This window comes from Caballeronia grimmiae, assembly GCF_022879615.1.
Classification (GTDB): domain Bacteria; phylum Pseudomonadota; class Gammaproteobacteria; order Burkholderiales; family Burkholderiaceae; genus Caballeronia; species Caballeronia grimmiae.
In genome coordinates this window covers 41403-61916 of record NZ_CP084273.1, presented here as the reverse complement: position 1 = coordinate 61916, position 20514 = coordinate 41403, and the positions used below count along the sequence as shown (strand labels likewise).

Here is a 20514-nt window from a genome sequence, read left to right as displayed (position 1 = left end):
CCGATGAAGATGGAATTGATCAACGCTACCCGCATGGCCGCGGGCTACACGATGGGCACGGAGCCGAGCGGACGCGAATCGCTCGTCGTCGTCGTCAAGGGGACGTTCCGTCTGCCCGCGCCCGGCGAGCCGGTGCGCCTCGCCGATGAGCAAGCGCCGCTCGTTCTGGCCGATACCTTCACGGGCCAGCCGGGCTTTTCCGCGCCGTATTACGAAGTGGATTACGCGCCGCACAAGCCGCGCTGCGACGTGCTGCTGCTCGGCGCCGCGCACGCGCCGGGCGGACGGCCCGCGACGCGGGTGCCGGTTGGACTGCGCGTGGGGACGATGACGAAGCGGTTCGCGGTGGCCGGTGATCGCGTGTGGGAGGCCGGCGCGACGCGTATCGCGCCGAGTGCGCCGGTGCCGTTCGTGACGAAGCCGATCACCTACGATCTTGCTTTCGGCGGCGTTGATCAGGAGCACGAAGATGCGATGCAGCACGCGGCCTACATGGCGAATCCGGTCGGGCGCGGGTTTCGGCGGCATCTGCGGCGCGAATGGGTCGACGGGCGCCGGCTGCCGAATACCGAGGAGCTGAATCGCCCGGTGATGCGGCCGGACGAGGCGTACCGGCCGATGTCGTTCGGGGTGCTCGGACGCGGCTGGGAGCCGCGTTATCGCTATGCGGGCACGTATGACGACGTGTGGATCGACAAGCACTTTCCGTTTCTGCCGCCTGATTTCGATGAACGCTACTACCAGGCCGCGCCGGAGGATCAGCAGTTGGCGATGCCGGTCGGCGGCGCGGAAGTCACGCTGATCAACCTGACGGCGGATGGCGCGCGCAACTTCGCGTTGCCGGATTTCGAAGCGCCGGTGTTGATCGTGCCGAAGCATGGGCAGCCGGAGGACTATCGTGCGAGCGTCGATACGATCGTCTTCGAGCCGGAGATGGAGCGCTTCACGATGAGTTGGCGGGTGAGGCGGCCTTTGAAGCGCAACATTTTCGAGGTCGAGCAGGTGCTCATCGGCCGTCATGGGCGAGGATGGTGGCAGGAGCGCACGGAGGTGACTTTCCCGATTCCGTTGATTGGCGTGCCGTCCGACGCCTGACGAGGTGATGCCTTGAGCGACCGCGCCCTTCAAATCCTCAGCAGCGGACTGGTCACGAGCGTGGGGCTGTCGGCCACCGCAAGCTGCGCCGCGATCCGCGCCAAGTTGCGCGCGCCGACCGAGACGCGTTTCATCGACTCGGAAGGCGCGTGGATTCTCGCGCATCAGGTCACGCTGCCTCAGCCGTGGCGAGGCCGCGCGAGGCTCGCGAAGATGGCGGCGATGACGATTGCCGAATGCCTCGAAGGCATCGAGCCGGACGCATGGGCGGATATTGCGCTGCTGCTGTGCGTAGCCGAACCGGAACGCCCCGGCCGCGCACACGGTCTGGATGACGAACTTCTCGCCGACATCGAAAAGGCGCTTGGTGCGTGTTTTCATCGGCGCTCGGCGGTGCTCGCGCATGGGCGCGTCGGGGTGGCGGTCGCGTTGATGCAGGCGCGCACGCTGCTTTATCAGGAGGGCGTCGGCCGGGTGATCGTCGCCGCCGCCGACAGTCTCGTCGGATGGAGGACGCTCAGCGCATACGAACGCGCCGACCGCTTGCTCACCGAGAGCAACTCCGATGGTTTCCTGGCCGGCGAAGCCGCGAGCGCCGTGTTGATCGGAAAGCCGCAGCAGGATGACGGCCTGTGCTGCATCGGCGTCGGCTTCGGCGTGGAGCGTGCAACGGTTCTGTCGGGCGAGCCGCTGAAAGGCGAAGGGCTGGCGGATGCGATCAAGGCATCGCTGCTCGACGCCGGGCGCGACGAAAGCGAGATGTCCTTCAAGATTTGCGATCTCTCCGGTGAGCAATACGGTTTCAAGGAGGCGAGCCTCGCCTTCAGCCGCGTGGACCGCACCATACGCACGGGCTTCGAGATCTGGCATCCCGCCGAGTGCGTCGGCGAGACGGGCGCGGCAATCGGTCCGCTCATGCTCGCCGTGCTTCACGCTGCTTCGTTGAAAGGGTATCTGAAGGGCAACTGCATTCTTGCGCACATGAGCGCCGACGAAGGCGCTCGCGCCGCGATGATCCTTCAGTCGTCACACGCCGGAGGCTCGCATTGAGCAACGAGGTCTACGCCAACACGCGCGAGCTGGCATGCGCCGCCGGCAACGGCAAGACCATCTGCGCGATGCCGGACGTGTGCTTCACGCCGCCCGAGAATCCGGCGACGCCGCCGGGCGTTCCGGTCCCGTATCCGAACTCGGCGTTCGCATCCGACACGACCGACGGCAGCAAGTCCGTGCAGATCTCCGGAAAGGAGGTCATGCTCAAGAACCAGTCGTACTTCAAGAAGTCGACGGGCGACGAAGCCGGATGCGCGGCGAAGAAGGGCGCGATATCGGGATCGACATCGGGGAAGGTGTACTTCGTCGCATGGTCGATGGACGTGATGATCGAAGGCGAGAACGTCGTGCGTCATCTGGACATGACGACCAACAATCATGCGTGTCCCGAGCCCAACGAAGCCGTGCCCTGGCCTTTCGTCGACATGATCACGGACCCGTCCATGAAACGGGCCTGCAACAAGATGAAGAAGCAGGAAAGGAACGCGTGCAAGGGCTACAAGCCGTACAAGAAGAACGGCAAGGACGTCTGCGACGAAGCGGGCGTCGGCAGCGGTTTCACGTACAGCAAGGGCGCATCGACGAGGCGCGCGAAATCGGCGAGTCAGGACAAATGCTCCGCCGCGAGACGCTGCCGGCTCGTCAAGTTCAACGCGACGCCGAACGACGGCATCAAGGGCTGCTGTCCCGCCCAGACGCCGGATCACATCGTCCCGAAAAGTTCGTTCTTCAAGGTGTCCGTGTCCGATGGCGGACTGCTGCCGGGGTGGGGACAGTACAACGAGCAGGTTGCCCCGTGCATGTGCCTGGAAGGCGGCAGTTGCAGCGGCACGCACGGTCTGCGCAGTTCGCACCACAAGGCGATGAGCACGGTCGACGCCGGCAAGAAAGTGGACTTCGCCGACGAGGTGGATCATTGCGCCGAGGGTGCGGTCGCGGTCGCGCCGAAGTGCAGCAAGAAGTGTCTCGTCGCGCAGTTGACGGCGGGACATGAAGGCATGGGCAATACGTCGGGCAAGGTCAAGCATTCTCCGACCGGGCGCAATTACGAAGACGACTTGCCCGGGCTGAAGGATCAATTCAAGAACATGGTGGGCAAGGCGCCGATGTCCATGCGAGGGTGACACATGAAAAGCCAGTTCGCTGCAATTCGCGAGTTCATCCGGGGCGCGGCGCTCTACTCCGACGCGCTCTGCGTCATCAGCAAGGTCAAGAGCCTGATCGAGAAGGGCTTTGCGCATGCGAGCGTCGTCGGGATCGATCGGGGCGACTGGGCGAGCCTCGTGAACGTCGAGTGGGATGCGACCGCGATCGCCGTGGCGCGTGTACCGTCCACGCAGGTCGTGATCATCGGACAGGATGGCGATGTGGCGGTGTACGGAGGCGCCGACCAGATCCGCATGGAAAAAATCGACCCCGATCCGGTGACGATTCGCAATGCGTGCACCGTGGAAGGACGCGTGTACGCCTGCGGGATGAAGCGGCAGGCCTATGCGCGCACGGAAGACGGTCGCTGGCTCGACATCAGCGCGCCGTTTCCCGCGCCGAAGGAGGTGGCTGGGTTCGAAGCGATTCAGGGCTTTTCGCATCAGGAGATCTACGCGGCCGGTTGGGGCGGCGAGATTTGGCAATACGACGGCGCGCGCTGGCTCGACAGAGGCGAGCTGACCAGTCTGATTCTGACGTGCGTCTGCTGCACGCCGAATGGCGATGTGTTCGTCGCCGGGCAGGAGGGTCTCCTTTTTCGCGGGCGGCACGATGTCTGGCAGCAGATCGAGTGGGACGACGGGTTCGACGTCGACATCTGGGATGTCCACTGGTTCGACGATCACCTGTACGTCGCGACGATTTCGGCGCTGTTCCGGCTCGAAGAGAAAGCGCTCGTGCGCGTGGACTTCGGCGAGGCGAATGTGCGGACCTGCTACAACCTGACGTCGAAGGATGGCGTGTTGTGGTCCATCGGCCGCGACGATATCGCGTCGTTCGACGGATCGCGTTGGCAACGTTACGACTGACGCGAGTCATCATGCGCTTGGATCGCTCCATCATTTTGCCGATCGTTCAGCAGCACGTCGAAGACGCCGCCTGTCTGCGCAACACGCGCTCGGTTGTCGTCCGCGCGCCTAACGTCAAGCTGAAGCACCTCGCCCGTCTCGACGAGCGCATCGCCGCGCACCTCGATGGCATCGCCGTCGCGGACCGCGCCGGTGCGCAACTGAGCATGCAGGCGCTCGATCGTACGGGGAAGGGCGAGCTCTTCACCGCCGCGGTCGGTTGCATCGAGGCGCGCGCCGGCAAAACGCTGCTGCAGCTCATTGCGTTGAGCGAGGCCGTGCCCGCTTCGCGATCCGGCCTGCATTCCGCCTTCGGCTGGGTCTCCGCAAGCCGTCTGCAGGATATCGTCGGTGTGTTGCTCGAAAGCGGTGACCCCGCTGCGCGGCTCGCCGGCGTCGCGGCCTGCGCGCAACATCGCGTGGACGCGAAGCGCGCGCTCGATGCGGCCATCGCCTCGCCGGACGCCGCCGTGCGCGCCCGTGCATTGCAATGCGCCGGAGAAACGGGCCGCATGGATTTGCTCCCGTGCTGCATCGCGCATCTCGACGACGAAGACGCGCCATGCCGCCTGCACGCCGCGCGATCCGCGCTGCTGCTCGGCGACCGCAACGCGCCGCTCGCCGTGCTGCTGGAACTCGCGCTCGCCCATGCGGACGCCGCCGCGCTCGCCGCAAGCACGCTGTCTCCCGGCGACGTCCACACGCTGCTGCAACGCATTGCGGCGCAGCGAAACAGCAAACGCCTCTTGATCAGCACGATCGCGCACGCGGGCGACCCGCGCTTCATTCCGTGGCTGATCGAACTGATGGCGGACGACTCGTACGCCCGCATCGCCGGCGAGAGCTTCAGCTTCATCACCGGCGCGGATCTCGCGTGGCTCGATCTCGATCGCAAGCCGCCCGCGCATCTTCCGCCGGAGCAGACCGACGACCCGAACGACACCGATGTTTCGATGGACGAAGACGACGGCGCCCCGTGGCCCGACGCGGACAAGGTTGCGCAATGGTGGCGCACGAACGCAGCGCGCTTCGCGAGCGGCCGGCGCTATCTGTGCGGCGCGTCGCCATCGAAGGCGCATTGCATCGGCGTGCTGAAGGACGGCTATCAACGTCAGCGCATGGCCGCCGCGCGCCATCTCTGTCTGCTCGATCCGGGCACGGCGCTCTTCAACTGCGCCGCGCCCGCGTGGCGCCAGCAACGCAGTCTCGCGATGCTTTAAATCTGCGCACTACTGGATCGTCTTGAAAGCGTGATCTCATGCTCACGCGAAGGAGTCGTCATGGCAACCAGCAGTCAGAAGTTCATCGGCCGCAATCGCGCACCGCGCGTGCAGATTGAATACGACGTCGAGACCTACGGCAGCGAAAAAAAAATTCAGCTTCCGTTCGTCATGGGCGTGCTGGCCGATTTGTCGGGCAAGCCGGCCGAGGCCCTTCCGCCCGTCGAACAGCGCAAGTTTCAGGAAATTGACGTCGACAATTTCGACAGCCGCATGAAGGCGATGCATCCGCGCGTCTCGTTCCAGGTGCCGAACAGGCTGACGGGCGAGGGCAATCTCAGTGTCGACATCACGTTCGAAAACATGGACGACTTCTCGCCCGCCGCCGTCGCCCGAAAGGTCGATGCGCTCGCCAAACTGCTCGAAGCGCGCACGCAGCTCGCCAATCTCGTCATCTTCATGGACGGCAAGAATGGCGCGGAAGAACTGATCGCACGCGTGCTCGACGATCCCGCATTGCTCAGCACGCTCGCCAAGGCCACGCCGCCCGTTGATGCAGCCGTCACGCCGCCCGCTGCCGCAGCCGCTGAATGAGCCCTGAAAGGAAACGACCATGTCCGATATTCCGCAAACCGCCGCGTCGTCAGGGGAGGCGCCGTCCGCGTTGCAGGGCGCGACGCTCGAAGGCGACGACCTCGCCGCGCTTCTGAACCGCGAGTTTCGTCCGAAGAGCGACGAGGCGAAAACCGCCGTGCAGACGGCCGTGCAGACGCTTGCGCAGCAGGCGCTCGCGCAGACGCAGATCATTTCCGGAGACGCCATCCGCTCCATTCAGGCGATGATCGCCGAGATCGACGCGAAACTGACCGATCAGGTTAACGAAGTGATTCATCACCCGGACTTTCAGAAGCTCGAAGGTTCCTGGCGCGGGCTGCATTATCTGATCAACAACACCGAAACCGACGAGATGCTCAAGATTCGCGTGATGAACATCTCGAAGAAGGATCTCGGCAAGACGCTCAAACGTTTCAAGGGTATTGCGTGGGACCAGAGCCCGCTCTTCAAGCAGATTTACGAGCACGAGTACGGTCAGCTCGGCGGCGAGCCGTTTGGCGTGATGATCGGCGATTACTATTTCAACCAGACGCCGCCCGATGTGGAATTGCTCGGCGAGATATCGAAGATTGCGGCGTCGGCGCATGCACCGTTCATTGCCGCTGCCGATCCTAGTCTTTTACAGATGGATTCCTGGCAGGAACTTGCCAATCCGCGCGATCTGACCAAGATATTTGGCACGCCGGAATATGCGAGCTGGCGTTCGCTGCGCGCGTCGGAAGATTCGCGATACATCGGCCTTGCGATGCCGCGCTTTCTGGCGCGTGTGCCGTATGGGGCGCGGACCGAGCCCGTCGATGAATTCGACTTCGAGGAGGACACCGGTTCGGCCGATCATACGCGCTATACGTGGGCCAATTCGGCATACGCGATGGCCGTGAATATCAATCGCTCGTTCAAGCTGTATAGCTGGTGCTCGCGCATTCGTGGCGTGGAGTCGGGCGGTGCGGTCGAAGGTTTGCCCGTGCATAGCTTTCCTACCGACGACGGCGGCGTCGACATGAAGTGTCCCACTGAGATCGCCATTTCCGATCGGCGCGAGGCCGAACTCGCTAAGAACGGGTTCATGCCGTTGATACATCGCAAGAACTCGGATTTCGCGGCTTTCATTGGGGCGCAGTCTTTGCAGAAGCCGTTCGAGTACGAGGATCCGGATGCTACTGCGAATGCTGCTTTGGCCGCGCGGCTGCCGTATCTTTTTGCTTGCAATCGCTTTGCGCATTATCTGAAGTGCATCGTGCGGGACAAGATCGGGACGTTCAAGGAACGCTCGGACATGGAGAGCTGGCTCAACAAGTGGATCACGCAGTACGTGGATGGCGATCCGGCCAATTCGTCGGAGCACACCAAGGCGCAGAAGCCGCTCGCTGCGGCGGAAGTCAAGGTGCAGGAAGTGCCCGGGGCGCCGGGGTACTACACTTCGCAGTTCTTCTTGCGGCCGCATTATCAGTTGGAAGGGTTGACGGTTTCGTTGCGGTTGGTCTCGCGGTTGCCTTCGGCTAAGCAGGCTGCATGAGTGTTGTGCTTGCGGTAGGGATTCGTTTTTATTCGGCTTCTATTCGCGGCGGTTTGTTTGCTCGCCCCCTGCGCGGGGCGGGCGACTCGCTCGGCGTTTTCGCGATGTTCGCGCTTTAGTGTCCTTAGCATCGCTTTGCTTGTATTCGCGTCGGTCTATTAGCTCGCCCCTCCCCGGGGCGGGGGTCACTTTCTTTGTGTCGACCAGAGTTGGCGCTTTAGCGCCTTACTCTGGTCCCATGCAAAGAAAGTAACCAAAGAAAGCAGCTTTTTTTAGGCCCGAAGCACTGACTCGTGTGGCCACTTCGTGGAATATCAGTGGCACTCAGCTTGACAGAGCCTTGGATTACCTTCCACGCCCACTGACTACTAACGTCCTCCGAGCCCCTTGGCTCGACAACACCACCGGGGCACCGCGCGCCACGCCAATGTAAAGCACACGAGAAATATCAGGCTGGAGTGCGACAAACCCATGCAGTCGCCAACGATTTTTCTCGCCCGAAAACAGACCGCATTCGTTTGTCGTTCGCGGCCGTTTTCTTCATCCGTGCTGTTTGCTGTTGCTGTCCTTATCCGCTGTTGTTCTTGTCCTTTGCAATGCTTGTGCGTTCAAACTGACTTAGCCTTAAGTCTTCATCAAGCGTCCAATCGTTCGTCTTGTCACGGCGCACCATACCCCACGCGTTATTGCGACAAAGCGACCGCTTGTCGTCGCCAGCATCCCAAGCATCTAGATCGATTCGGTTCATGCGAAATGGGCTTGGTTTGCTCATGGGACGGTTCGCAGGAAGGCTCGAGCGCGGAGTGACGCCGATAGAGCCGTGGACGCGCAGTTGCGGCGGCAACCAAGCCCGATTCAGCGCCTTCGTGATGTTGATCCACGCGTGCGGCCGTTTCTTTCGCTTTCGTCCTGATTCTTATTCTTTATCTGCTGCGCACAATGCGCCTCACTCGCAGAAGGAAGTCACTAGCCCTGCGCGAACGACACTGAAGCCACTAAACCGCCCCGCTCCCGCGCAAGCGGCAAGTCAATACCTCAATCGGCCGCGAGCAACACCGTCGCCCCCGCCGCATCCCCGATCCAGACCGCACTAGCGGTGAAATTATCCTGATTGGGCCGAGCGGCCTCCCGCAACTGTGCGACCATCAAATCGAGCCACACCGCGGGCGTCTGCGCGCGTCCGATCGCGTCGATCATCAAAGACTCGTCGAGGTACTCCCAAAACCCATCGGTGCAGAGCAAAAACGCATCCCCCTCGGCAATGAGAAAAGGCTCCTCCGAAGCTGCAATCGAAAGATCCTCCGCCGTGCCAAGCGCGGAAAACAGCACATTGCGACGCGGATGCCCGCGCACGTCCCGCGTATCGAGCAAGTTCGCATCGATCATGCTCTGCACGAGACTATGATCCTGCGTCTGCACCACGGTCGCCCCACGCCGGAAGCAGTAAAGCCGCGTATCGCCGCAATGCGCCCAGGCCGCCACGCCCGCCGTCTCGTCGATGCCCAGCAGCACCGCCGTCGAACGCATCTGCGAACGCTCGCGATCATGTTCCTGCGCATCGATGATCGCGTCGTTCGCGCGCAAAAGCACGCGCAGCAAATTGAGGCCCGTCAGCGCGACGCCCGCCGAAGCAACGCGCGTCAGTTCCGCTAAAACCGTATCGACCGCGATGCGCGATGCCGCATCGCCGCCGCCGTGACCGCCCGCGCCATCCGCGACGACGCTGGCGAACAGCGTGCCATGCCGCCACTGGCCATACGCATCCTCGTTGCGAGACCGCCCGCCTACCTCGCTGACGCTCGCGGTTTGCAGTTGCATGTCGATTCTCTCGTCAGCGGCGAGCGCGCCGGTTCAGTGCGTCGATCTGCGCTTCGTATGCCGCCACGAATGCGCGACCGAAAAGCGTATGAAAATCCTCGGTCGCTTCGCTCGAAAGCTGACCGTACATCTGCGTGAAGCAATCCCAGCAGCGCGCGCGGCGGCTCAGTCCCGGCAGCAAGCCATCGAGCATCGAACGGCCCGACAGGCGCGCCTCGATGCGCTCCGGCTCGAAGCGCTCGAACACGCCATCGAGCGCGGCGCGCATCCCCGCCACCACGCCGACCTGATGCGCCCGCAAGTCGGCATAGGCGTCGTCGAGTGCGGCGGCGGGCGGCATGAAGCCGCGCATCGGCGGATTGAGCAAATGCGCGAGCGCAGCTTCGACGTTCGGCGAAAACTTGAGCGGATTGTTGTCGGCTGCGGCGATCACCGTCGCCTCGGTGCGCATCTCGCGCTTGAGCGCAGCGCGGGCCGCCAGCAGTTCGAGCGTGCCGCGCGTCGCCTCGCGCAACAACTGGCCGACGAGCTGCATCAGCGCGGGCGATAAGGCGTCGATATGCACGCCGGGCGCATCGAGGCCGCGCAGGAATGCATCGACGAGCGCGCGATCGTCGCCCGATGCCGCTCGCTCCGCGCGAGGCGCGGCGGGCCGGGGCGCGGCTTGCGGACGCGGCGGCGTGAACGCGCTATGCAGTTCGGAGCCGGCGTCGGAATGCGTCGCCGGCGGCTCGACGGGACGCACGCCGCTCGTCAGGCTCGCGAACGGATCGGCGGCGTGGGCGGTGTTCGGTTGCGACAGCGGATCGATCAGCGGATCGGCGACTGCGCCCGCGCGGAGATCGAACAATTCGTCGATGGTCCGTTTCGACGCGGGATCGTCGAAGGAAAAGTCGAAGTCGCCGGTGGCGCGCGGCAAAGGCGCGGGCGGAGCGCGCAGCAATTCGTCGGCGGTCTCGGCTTCGGGCGCGGCCTTGGCGCGCGGCGCGTCGAACAGCCCGGCGAACGGATCGTCCGATGGCGCTTCGCTGCTGACCGTGTCGTCGTCGCCCGAGACATCCACGCGCAACTGATAGCCGCCGATCTGCACCTGGTCGCCATGCGCGAGCGGCACGTCCTGGCCGGGATCGAGCGGCGCGCCGTTGACGAGCGCCGGATTGCTGCCGCGATCGATCAGCCGGTAATGTCCGTCGCGCCGCACGATCTGAACGTGCAGGCGCGATACGGTGCGCTCGGCGTCGTCGAGCACGAGCCGGTTTGTCGCCGCTCGGCCGACCGTCCCGCCGTCGGCATCGAAGGTCGCCGCGAGCGGCACGCGCGGCGGCTGTCCGTTATGAAGCGTCACCGTGAGCGTGAGCATGGTTCCGCCGATTCAGTCGAACGCATAGACGAAGTCGTCCGCGCTCGCCGACAGACGAATGTGCGCGAGCGCGCGGCCTTCCGTGAGGCGCGTCAGATACTCCATCGAGATGCGCGGCAGCACGGTGTTCGTGAGCAGCGCGTCGACCACGCGCCCGCCGGATTCCGCTTCCGTGCAACGCGAAACGATCAGCTTCACGGCCTCGTCGTCGTAGTCGAACGGAATGCCGTGATTGTCCGCGACGCGGCGGCGGATGCGCGTGAGTTGCAGGCGCACGATGTCGGCCATCATCGCGTCGGACAGCGGGTAGTACGGCACCGCGACGAGCCGCCCGAGCAGCGCGGCGGGAAACACGTCGAGCAGCGGCCCGCGCAACGCGCGCGCGAGCGCTTCGGGCGCGGGCGGATTGGCCGGATCGCGGCACATCGACATGATGAGCTCCGAGCCGACGTTCGACGTGAGCAGGATGATCGTGTTCCGGAAGTCGATCGCGCGGCCTTCGCCGTCTTCCATCCAGCCCTTGTCGAAGACCTGGAAGAAGATCTCGTGAACATCGGGATGCGCCTTCTCGACTTCATCGAGCAGCACGACGCTATACGGCCGGCGGCGCACCGCTTCGGTGAGGATGCCGCCCTCGCCATAACCGACGTAGCCGGGCGGCGCGCCCTTCAGCGTCGACACGGTATGGGCCTCCTGAAACTCGCTCATGTTGATGGTGATGACGTTCTGCTCGCCGCCGTACAGCGTTTCGGCAAGCGCGAGCGCGGTTTCCGTCTTGCCGACGCCCGATGTGCCCGCGAGCAGGAACACGCCGACCGGCTTGTCCGGATTGTCGAGCCGCGCGCGCGATGTCTGGATGCGCTTCGCTATCATCTCGAGCGCGTGGCGCTGGCCGATCACGCGGCGGTCGAGCGCATCGGCGAGATTCAGCACGGCGGCAAGCTCGTTCTTCAGCATCTTGCCGACCGGAATGCCGGTCCAGTCCGCGACCACGCCCGCGATCACGCCCGCATCGACGCTCGGCAGAATGAGCGGGGCGTCGCCCTGTAGCTCGGCAAGACGCGCTTTCAGGCCGGCGAGCTTCGAAAGCAGCGCATCGCGCGAGTCCGATGCTGTATCGACGGCCTGGCCTTTCTCACGCAGCGCCGCGCGCAGCGAGAACAGTTCGTCGACGACGCGCTTCTCTTCCTCCCAGCGCAACTCCAGCCCGCCGAGCGCATCGCGTTCGCGGGCCAGCATCGCGGCGACATCGGCGGCGCGCGTGCCGGTATCGACGCCCGCATTCGCTTCCCGCGCGACGATCTGCGCCTCCACTTCGAGCGCCTCGATGCGGCGGCGGCAGTCGTCCACCTGCGGCGGCGTCGCGTGCTGGCTGACGGCGACGCGCGCACACGCGGTATCGACGAGCGATACCGCCTTGTCCGGCAACTGCCGCGCCGGGATATAGCGATGCGACAGCCGCACGGCCGCCTCGATCGCCTCGTCCAGCAACTGCACGCGATGATGCCCTTCCAGCACCGCCGCCACGCCGCGCAGCATCCGCACGGCCTTGTCCTCGTCGGGTTCGTGGACCTGCACCACCTGAAAGCGCCGCGTGAGCGCGGGGTCTTTCTCGATGTGCTTCTTGTACTCGGCCCACGTCGTCGCGCCGATCGTGCGCAGATCGCCGCGTGCGAGCGCGGGCTTCAACAGATTGGCCGCGTCGCCGGTTCCGGCCGCGCCGCCCGCGCCGACCAGCGTATGCACTTCGTCGATGAAGAGAATCACCGGCTTCGGGCTCGCCTGCACTTCTTCCACGACCTGCCGCAGACGCTGCTCGAACTCGCCTTTCATGCTCGCGCCCGCCTGCAGCAGCCCGAGATCGAGCGACAGCAGCGCGACTTCGCGCAGCGGCGGCGGCACGTCGCCGCGCACGAGACGTTGCGCGAATCCTTCGACGACCGCCGTCTTGCCGACGCCCGCTTCGCCCGTCAGGAGCGGATTGTTCTGCCGCCGGCGCATGAGGATATCGACGAGCTGGCGGATTTCGTCGTCGCGGCCCGTCACGGGATCGAGCGTGCCGCGGCGCGCCTTCTCCGTGAGATCGGTGGCGTACTTGCGCAGTGCTTCCTGCCGCGCCGTGCCGCTTCCCGCCGCGTCGGCTTCGGGCGCGGGCGTCGAAGCGTGCGGCTCGTCTTCGCGATCCTCGACCGAACCGGCGACGATGCGCGCGAAGTTATCGGACAGGTCATCGGGCTTGATGCGCTCGAATTGCCGCGACATGCCGAACAGCACGCTGCGCAGTCGCGGCGTCTTCAGCATGCCGACGAGCAGATGGCCCGTGCGGACTTTCGTCGCGCCGAACAGCAGCGCGCCGTAGACGAAGCCGCGCTCGATGGCGTCGCCGATGTGCTCCGAGATATCGGAGATGGATGTCGCGCCGCGCGGCAGGCGATCGAGCGTCGCGGTCATCTCGCGCGAGAGCACGGCGGCGTCGATGCCGTAGTGCGCGACGATCCGCTGCCAGTCCGAGTTCGGCGTCTCGACGATCTGCGTGATCCAGTGCGCAAGCTCCACGTACGGGTTGCCGCGCATCTTGCAATAGACCCTCGCGCCTTCGACCGTCTTGTAGCCGAGCTTGTTCAGCTTGCCGAACAGCGCGACGCGACTGATTTCCGCCATCGTCCGACTCCTTTCGTGGATGCGCGCACGCCGGCCGACGGCGCGTCCTCATCCGATAAGACGGCGCGGCGGCGGGCATTTTCAAGGCGCTTTCGATTCGGCATCGAGCGCGAGGTCGGCGCAATCGGCGTGGCGGCTCTGCAGGCCGAGCCACGTCGAATAACCGAGCCGTCCATAGCGGCCGGGTTGCGCGGTCGGAACCTCGTTGGCGGCGAGCACGAGTTGCGCGTCCCACGCGAGTTCGCCGTTCAGATGCTGCCGCACGAGCGCGACGAGCGTCGGCAGCGCGCTGCCGTCCGGCAGCAGCGATTCGAACTGCGCGAGCGACAGCGGCCCGATCACGAGCCGGAACGCATGCTGACGATCCCACACCGCGCGCCCCAGTACCGCGCCGCGCCCGAGATGCGCGCCCTTGCGTCGCAACGCTGTGCGCTCGTCGGCTTGCAGCGTCATCCAGTGCCCGCGATACGGCTCAACCCGTACCGGCACGCGCAGGAGCGCCCCGGCGATGGCTTCGAGCGCATCGGCGGGGCGCGTCTGCATGTTCCAGAGGCCCGCGAAATGCAGCTTCGCGTGATCGGAGACGACATCGCGATGACGGCTCGCTTCATCGGCGAGACCGATCAGCGCGCCGGTGTAGAACGCAAAGCGGTCGTGGCCCGGCCGATCCAGCGCATTGACCGGCCGGCCCTGCGCCCACGCGCGATAAAACAGCAGCAGGAAGCGATGCAGCAGCGCATCGAGCAGCCGTGCGAAAGCCCGGTCGCCGTGATGCAGCACGCGCTCGCGGATGAAATCGGTCAGATGCAGCGGCAGGGGACCGTTGGGGCCGAGATAGCCGAAGAAGCGCTGGGCGAGACGCGGGGCGCGTGCGCCGTCCGTCTGTTCCAGCGCCGCAAGCGGGGCGGGCGCAAAGGCCAGCGACACGTCTTGCGCGAGCCTCACCGGCTCATCGACAGGACGCGCGCCGCAGCCGAGGCGCGGCAGGTGCGGCGTCATTGCTTCGATGTGCCGCATCACGCGATAGAAATCATGCCGATGCGGCGCGGCGGCGACGGCATCGAGCAGGTCGGACAGCTCGCGCGGGAGCGCAGGCGGCGGCTCGTCGCGCGCCGCCTCGCTCAGAAGATGGCTCTCGTGCCGCATCGCGGTGGCAGCCGCAGAATCTCGCCGCGCGTGCTCGTCGAAAGGACGGTCTGCACGAACGAATTGATCGACACATAGCGCGCGAAGAAGCGTTCCAGCACGCAGCCGAAGAGCCATGCGCTGCCGCCCTGAAACGCGAGATCGTCGACGCGCACGTCGATCGTCAGGCCGCGCCCGAACGCGATCGGACCCGGCATCGGCAGACGTCGCACGACGGGCGTTGCATCGACGGCGACGACGCCCGCCACCTGCGCGCGGCCGGCCTGATCGACGTCCGGCACGTGCAGCGCGAGCAACGCGCGAAGGGCGGCGGCGGCATCGCGCGAGCCGTGGCCGAGCGACAGATAGTGCAGCGAAAGCTGGTCGATCAGACGCCAGCTTCGCGCGGCGTCGAGGTTCGCCGGCGCGGGCCGCGAAGGACCGCTCACGCAGCGCACGTCGGCGACGGGGGCGGCGATGTCGAGCGAGAATCCGCCGCTCGCGCCGCCGCGCGGCATCAGAAGCGGCAGGTCGCGGTTGGTGCAGAGCGTCGCGAACGCGAGTTGCCGCAGTGAGCCGCGATACGGCGCGGCGTTCGGATCGACGATGGATACAAACGTCTCGCTGCCGACATACTCGGTGCGTGCGCCGCTCTTGCGCCGCCCGGCCGGCACGATGCGCGGCTCGCGCTCGGTCGTGAAGTAGCCCGCGTCGCCGGGGCGGTCCGCGAGGAAGTCGCCGTAGAACGGGTGGAACGTCTGCTCGGCGTCGTCGCTCGCGCCATAGCCGGACACGCCGGTCACCGAATGCACTTCGAAATCCAGCGGATGCGTGCGGTCCGGCACCACATGAAAGCGCGCGGCGGCGTCCGTCACGAGCGCGCGGTCGGCCTGCTTCGGGAAGAGATTGATCGCGGGCACGCAGTCGAGCAGCACGTGGTCCTTGGTGACGATGCGCTCCAGCGTCGCATCGCTCGTCGCGAGCAGGAAGGACACTTCGATCTCGCGCGCCGCGAACGACGGCAGCACGTCCGCCAAACCGTCGATGCGCGCGAAGCGGAAGCGTTCGGGCAACGCGAAATACTCGTGCAGCAGGCGATAGCCCTGGAACGCATTGGGCGTGACGGGCAGCAGGGCTTCGGCGTCGCTGAAGCCGGCGGGCGCGAGGGCGTCGGCGGGAAGAACGGCGAGCGTGCGGCTGGGGCGCTCGGGCGTCGATACGACGATCGCAAGCGTGCCGGCCATCACCGTTTCGTACAGCCGATACGCCGTTTCGTCGCCGCCCGCGAAATAGAGGCTGAGCGCATCGAGGCCGAGCGTATCGAACGAGAAACCTTCGGCCGCCGCAAGCCGGATGCGCAGCGCGCCCTGCACGCGATTCGCGATCGGGCGCGTTCCGGACAGCGCCGCGAGCGGCACGTCCTGCACCTGCGCGAGATAGCGCGCTTCGGTCAACTCGACAGGCCACAGCGTGAGATCGGCGGCGGTGCGGAACTCGCAGGGCGGCGCGTCAGCGGACGTCATCGGCGCAATGAGCGCGGCGCCGCGCGGCACGACGAAGCCATCGGCGAGATTCGGGCTCGCGAGATCGGGCGCGAGACGCGCGATGAGCATCGAAGGCGTCGGACAGGCGGCCTGCGGCAGCACCACATGCGTCAGTTGCTGCGTGAAGCGCGGAAACTCCTCTTCGATCTTCAACTGGACGCGCGCCGCGAGAAACGCGGTGCCTTCGAGCAGACGCTCGACGTACGGATCGGCTACCTCCATGCCGTTCATGCGGCTCATCCCGAGCCGCGCCGCAATCTTCGGAAACTGCTGCGCGAACTCCGCGCCCATCTCCCGCAGATGCGCAAGCTCGGTGTTGTAGTGACGCAGAAGGCGCGGGTCCATGTCAGCGCGGCAACTCCATGACGGTGATGCCGCCTTCCTCGAGATCGATCTGCGTGCGCAGCGCGAATTCGAGCGGCACCGGTTGCGCCCACAACAGGCCGCGAATGACGAGCGCGATCTGGTTGTGCATGTCGAGCACGGAGCGGTCGAGCACCGGTTCGATTTCGAGCGACGACGGATCGATGCGCGGCTCGAAGCGTTCGATCGCCTGACGGATCGCCTGTTCGAGTATCACCGTGTCGATGGTCGAGGCGAAGCGCCCCGACAGGCACGGCAAGCCGTAATTGAGCACCGACGCGAACGCATGCGCGAAGTGCTCCTCGCTGATCGCGCCGCCGATGTTCGTCGTGTTGAAGAGCCACGATACGTCGCGCAGCACGGCCGCGCGCAGGCTTCGATGCGACATGAAGCGCTCGCTGGCGGGATCGGCGGGGGCGGCGGGATCGTCGTCGATCAGGCGATCGAGCAATGACGGCTGCAGGCGGTCGTGGTCCATGTCAGCTTATCCGCCGCGTGGAGACATCGAGCGCGAAGATCACGTCCGCGCCGCGGCTGCCGGTTTCGGTCTGCGGCGCGCAGGTCATGGTGATCTGCTGCGCGGAGAACTCGAACACTTCGCAGGGCCGCGCAAAGCGTGCGCTCGTGAAGATGTGATAGTTGCGGATATACGCCTGCTCCAGCTTCATCGACAGATATTCGATCTGCACGCCGTTGTCCGTCCCTGCCGCCTTGTAGCAGCGGACATGCGCCAGCGCGAGCAGTTCGGCCTGCGCGCAGAGCTTCGCGAGAACAGGCGAAGCCGAGTCCACCATCTTGATGACGCCGAGCGCCGTCACGCGCATGTCGTTCGCGTTGAGCGCGGCGGCATGCGGCGCGGCTTCATAACCTTGCGCCCAGCGCCAGCCGTGAATCTGCATCGGCGTGTCCCAGTCGCCGCGTTTTTTCGCTTCGCCCTTGACCGGCGTGTTGCTGCGCTTCGGCACGACGTGCAGGAACATGTCGTCGGATTGCGTGAGCGCGAGGAAATCGAACTGACTCAGCACGTCGAACGTGAGGCTGTTGTGCAGGCGCGGCGGCTCGTTGGTTGGCATCGTGCTCATCCGGGTGATAGGTCATCGAAGATAAGACGGCGCGCCACGGACGATTTTCAACTTCAAAAGCATGCGTCCCGTTTCGTTTACCGGTTGGATTGCATGCGTACGACGCCTGCAACGCACTGGACCGGACCACGACGGAGGACCGCATGAGTACCATCGACTGCTATGTGAAGATTGACGGAATCGAGGGCGAGAGCAAGCACAAGGGGGCCGAAGGGCAGATCGAGGTACAGGGCTTCGACTGGCAAGTCGCCAACGCAAGCAATCCGACGACGGGCGGAGGCAGCGGCATCGGCAAGGCCATGCCGGGCGTGTTCGTGTTCACGCATCTCTACGACAAGGCCGCGCCTACCATCCAGAAGAGTTGCGCGACCGGCAAGCACATCGCGAGCGTCAAGTTCACGATGAACAAGTCGGGTGACGGGCAGAAGGAGTTCCTCACGGTCACGATGAAGCAGGTGACGGTATCGAAGGTCGACATGAAGTGCGACCAGCGCGGCTATCCGGAGAACACGGTGGAGCTGTCGTTCGCGGATATCGAATTCGAATACAAGCCGCAGGACGACAAGGGAGCGATGGGCGGCGCGGTGAAGTTCGGCTGGGACGTGCGCAGCACCGAAGTCCGTTGATGTCATGCCGAACCGATAGCCATGAACGAAGCCGTCGCGCAAAAGCCGCTCGCTACCGTCGATACGCCGCTCGGCGACGACGTGCGCTTCCTGAGCCTGCGCGCGAGCGCCGAACTCGGGCGCATGCCGCGTTGCGAACTCACGCTCGTCGCCAGGCGGGCGGATATCGACTTCAGCCGTATCCTGGGCAAGCGCGTGAGCGTCTCGCTCACGGTGCCGAAGGCGAAGCCGCGCGTGTTCGGCGGCTACGTCGTCGGCTTTCGGCAAACCGGCATGCGCGGACGGCTCCACGTCTATGAAGCGGCGGTGCGGCCGTGGCTGTGGCTGCTTTCGCGGCGCAGCAACTGCCGCATCTTTCAGAACAAGACGGTCGAGGAAATCGTCAAGGCCGTGTTCGCCGATCCGGTGTACAAGGGCCTCGAATTCGGCGAAATAAAATGGAAGGCGAATGCGCGCAAGCACCCGCCGCGCGAATACTGCGTGCAGTACCGCGAATCGGATTTCAACTTCGTGAGCCGCCTGCTCGAAGACGAGGGCATCTACTACTGGCTGCAGGACAAGGACGGCAAGGAATCGCTGATACTCACCGATACGCTCGCCGCGCACGAAAGCGTCGCGGGCTGCGAATCGCTGCCGTATGGCGCGGTGATGGCCGCCGCGCCCGATGCCGAGTTGGTCAGCGAATGGCGCGTGCAGCACGCGATCGAAACGCGCAACTGGCTTCTCACCGATTACGATTTCAAGCATCCGTCGCGGCCGCTGCAGAAACAGGCCGTCAAGCAGATGGAAGGCTTCGACGCGTTCTCGGGCCTCGAACATTTCGATTATCCGGGAGGATATGTCGAAGCGGATCACGGCGACAGCCGCGCGAAATCGCGAGCGGACGAATGGCGCGTGGAAGGCAGCGTGCCGGACGATCCCGGTATCAACTGGCATGAAGCCGAGGGCCGCACGAATGGCAGGAGCGTGCGGGCCGGGGCGCTGCTCAAGCTGACGCGGCATCCGCGCAACGATCAGAACATGCAGTATCTCGTCACGCGCACGCGATATGAAATCGATATCGCCGATTACGAAGCCTTCGACGGCGCGCAGTCGAACCGCTGCGAATGCTGGTTCTCCGCGATCGACGCAAAGCAGCCGTTCGCGCCGGCCCGCACCGCGCGCAAGCCCTTCGTGCAGGGTCCGCAGACGGCGGTCGTCGTCGGGCCGGGCGGCGATGAAATCTATACCGATCAATATGGCCGCGTGAAAGTGCAGTTCTTCTGGGACCGGCAAGGCAAGCGCGATGAGAACAGCTCATGCTGGATACGCGTATCGCAGCCGTGGGCCGGCAAGGGCTGGGGCGCGATTGCGATTCCGCGCATGGGGCAGGAAGTGATCGTCGATTTTCTGGAAGGCGATCCCGACCGGCCGATCATCACCGGCCGCGTTTATAACGCCGAGCAGATGCCGCCGTACGACTTGCCCGCCAACATGACGCAGTCGGGCATCAAGAGCCGGTCCAGCAAGGGCGGCAGCGGGGCGAATTGCAACGAGCTGCGCTTCGAGGACAAGAAGGGCGCGGAGCAGGTGTTGATCCACGCGGAGAAAAATCAGGATATCGAAGTAGAGAACGATGAAACGCACTGGGTCGGGCGTGACCGCAAGAAGAACATCGACCACGATGAAACGACGGTCGTGAAGCATGACCGGACGGAGACCGTCGGCAACAACGAGAAGATCGAGGTCGTCGTCGACCGGAACGAGAAGGTCGGGCAGAACGAGACCATCGCGATTGGCCAGAACCGCACCGAGACGGTCGGTGCGAACGAGAAGATCACCATCGACAAGAACCGCACCATTCTCGTCAAGATGATGGAAACGGCCAGCGTGCTGTTGCAGCGGACGCATTTCGTCGGCATCAACGAGACCATTACGGTCGGCGCGGCGCAGGAGATCGTGATCGGTGCGTATCAGACACTGAAGGTCGTCGCGTACCAGAAGGTGAGCGTGGGCGCCGATCAGACCGTCAATGTCGACGGCGATCAGAAGACGACGGTCGGCGGCGATCAGACGCTCGCCGTGACCGGTGCGCAGACTGTTACGGTTGGCAAGGACATGAGCGAGACCATCGACGGCGCGCAGTCGAGCACGGTGAAAAAGGCGCGCACGACGTCCGTCACGGAAGACGATACGTTGACCGTCGGTAAGAACCTGGAGATCGACGCGGGCGATTCGATCACGCTCGTCACGGGTGATGCCAGCATCACGATGAAGAAGGACGGAACGATCGAGATCAAAGGGAGGAATATTCTGATCGACGGGAGCGGCAAGATCAACGTCAAGGCGGATAGCGATATCGTGATGAAGGGATCGAAGATCTTGCAAAACTGACGCGCGTCT

At 64.8% G+C, this 20514-nt stretch carries 17 protein-coding genes; 9 read left to right on the top strand and 8 right to left on the bottom strand.

The genetic code is table 11. The features are described 5' to 3' along the window. Nucleotides 1–3 precede the first annotated feature (3 nt). From LDZ21_RS19670 to tssC, 7 genes are read left to right on the top strand one after another with little or no spacing between them, the layout of a single operon-like run. Nucleotides 4–1095: a DUF2169 family type VI secretion system accessory protein gene (locus LDZ21_RS19670; protein WP_244796377.1), complete on the top strand. Its 1092-nt coding sequence runs from the start codon at nt 4–6 to the stop codon at nt 1093–1095. A gap of 12 nt (nt 1096–1107) precedes the next feature. Then, a complete protein-coding gene (locus tag LDZ21_RS19665) occupies nt 1108–2145 on the top strand; it encodes a hypothetical protein (protein WP_244796376.1) in 1038 nt (345 codons plus the stop codon). Further along, complete coding sequence (locus LDZ21_RS19660; protein WP_244796375.1) at nt 2142–3272, top strand: PAAR-like domain-containing protein; 1131 nt, start codon at nt 2142–2144, stop codon at nt 3270–3272. The genes LDZ21_RS19665 and LDZ21_RS19660 overlap by 4 nt, the downstream gene beginning before the upstream one ends. A 3-nt stretch (nt 3273–3275) precedes the next feature. Continuing rightward, nucleotides 3276–4163 carry a hypothetical protein gene (locus tag LDZ21_RS19655; RefSeq protein ID WP_244796374.1) on the top strand — a complete coding sequence of 296 codons (888 nt, stop codon included), beginning with the start codon at nt 3276–3278 and terminating at the stop codon, nt 4161–4163. A gap of 11 nt (nt 4164–4174) precedes the next feature. Then, complete coding sequence (locus LDZ21_RS19650) at nt 4175–5422, top strand: TIGR02270 family protein (protein ID WP_244796373.1); 1248 nt, start codon at nt 4175–4177, stop codon at nt 5420–5422. A gap of 60 nt (nt 5423–5482) precedes the next feature. Continuing rightward, nucleotides 5483–6016 (top strand): type VI secretion system contractile sheath small subunit, encoded by a 534-nt coding sequence (tssB, locus tag LDZ21_RS19645; RefSeq protein ID WP_035966667.1) that lies wholly within the window; start codon nt 5483–5485, stop codon nt 6014–6016. A 19-nt stretch (nt 6017–6035) separates the two neighbouring features. Beyond that, nucleotides 6036–7553 carry a type VI secretion system contractile sheath large subunit gene (gene tssC, locus LDZ21_RS19640; protein ID WP_035966669.1) on the top strand — a complete coding sequence of 506 codons (1518 nt, stop codon included), beginning with the start codon at nt 6036–6038 and terminating at the stop codon, nt 7551–7553. A 568-nt stretch (nt 7554–8121) separates the two neighbouring features. Here tssC and LDZ21_RS19635 read toward each other — a convergent pair. The 8 genes from LDZ21_RS19635 to LDZ21_RS19600 all read right to left on the bottom strand — a co-directional run bounded on the left by LDZ21_RS19635 (nt 8122) and on the right by LDZ21_RS19600 (nt 17497). After that, nucleotides 8122–8325: a hypothetical protein gene (locus LDZ21_RS19635; RefSeq protein ID WP_244796372.1), complete on the bottom strand. Its 204-nt coding sequence runs from the start codon at nt 8323–8325 to the stop codon at nt 8122–8124. A 263-nt stretch (nt 8326–8588) separates the two neighbouring features. Then, a complete protein-coding gene (locus LDZ21_RS19630) occupies nt 8589–9371 on the bottom strand; it encodes a PP2C family protein-serine/threonine phosphatase (protein WP_244796371.1) in 783 nt (260 codons plus the stop codon). 13 nt (nt 9372–9384) lie between these two features. After that, nucleotides 9385–10731 carry a type VI secretion system-associated FHA domain protein TagH gene (gene tagH / locus LDZ21_RS19625; RefSeq protein ID WP_244796370.1) on the bottom strand — a complete coding sequence of 449 codons (1347 nt, stop codon included), beginning with the start codon at nt 10729–10731 and terminating at the stop codon, nt 9385–9387. A 12-nt stretch (nt 10732–10743) separates the two neighbouring features. Then, the gene (gene tssH, locus LDZ21_RS19620) at nt 10744–13392 is read right to left on the bottom strand and encodes a type VI secretion system ATPase TssH (RefSeq protein ID WP_244796369.1); all 2649 of its coding nucleotides are present in this window, start codon (nt 13390–13392) and stop codon (nt 10744–10746) included. An 81-nt stretch (nt 13393–13473) separates the two neighbouring features. Beyond that, nucleotides 13474–14538 carry a type VI secretion system baseplate subunit TssG gene (tssG, locus tag LDZ21_RS19615; protein WP_244796368.1) on the bottom strand — a complete coding sequence of 355 codons (1065 nt, stop codon included), beginning with the start codon at nt 14536–14538 and terminating at the stop codon, nt 13474–13476. Further along, nucleotides 14514–16406, bottom strand: coding sequence for a type VI secretion system baseplate subunit TssF (gene tssF, locus LDZ21_RS19610; protein ID WP_244796367.1), 1893 nt, complete (start codon nt 16404–16406; stop codon nt 14514–14516). Before tssF ends, tssG begins: the two co-directional genes overlap by 25 nt. 1 nt (nt 16407) lies before the next feature. After that, entirely contained in the window at nt 16408–16902 is a 495-nt protein-coding gene (gene tssE / locus LDZ21_RS19605; protein ID WP_244796366.1) for a type VI secretion system baseplate subunit TssE, read from the bottom strand. Nucleotide 16903: 1 nt separating this feature from the next. Next, nucleotides 16904–17497, bottom strand: a complete 594-nt coding sequence (locus LDZ21_RS19600) for a type VI secretion system tube protein Hcp (protein ID WP_244796365.1) — start codon at nt 17495–17497, stop codon at nt 16904–16906. A 152-nt stretch (nt 17498–17649) separates the two neighbouring features. On the opposite strand from LDZ21_RS19600, the gene LDZ21_RS19595 reads away from it, so the two are divergent. Together LDZ21_RS19595 and LDZ21_RS19590 are read left to right on the top strand one after the other, a co-directional pair. After that, nucleotides 17650–18132 carry an Hcp family type VI secretion system effector gene (locus LDZ21_RS19595; RefSeq protein WP_244796364.1) on the top strand — a complete coding sequence of 161 codons (483 nt, stop codon included), beginning with the start codon at nt 17650–17652 and terminating at the stop codon, nt 18130–18132. A 21-nt stretch (nt 18133–18153) separates the two neighbouring features. Further along, nucleotides 18154–20505 carry a type VI secretion system Vgr family protein gene (locus LDZ21_RS19590; RefSeq protein ID WP_244796363.1) on the top strand — a complete coding sequence of 784 codons (2352 nt, stop codon included), beginning with the start codon at nt 18154–18156 and terminating at the stop codon, nt 20503–20505. The last annotated feature ends 9 nt before the right edge of the window (nt 20506–20514 follow it).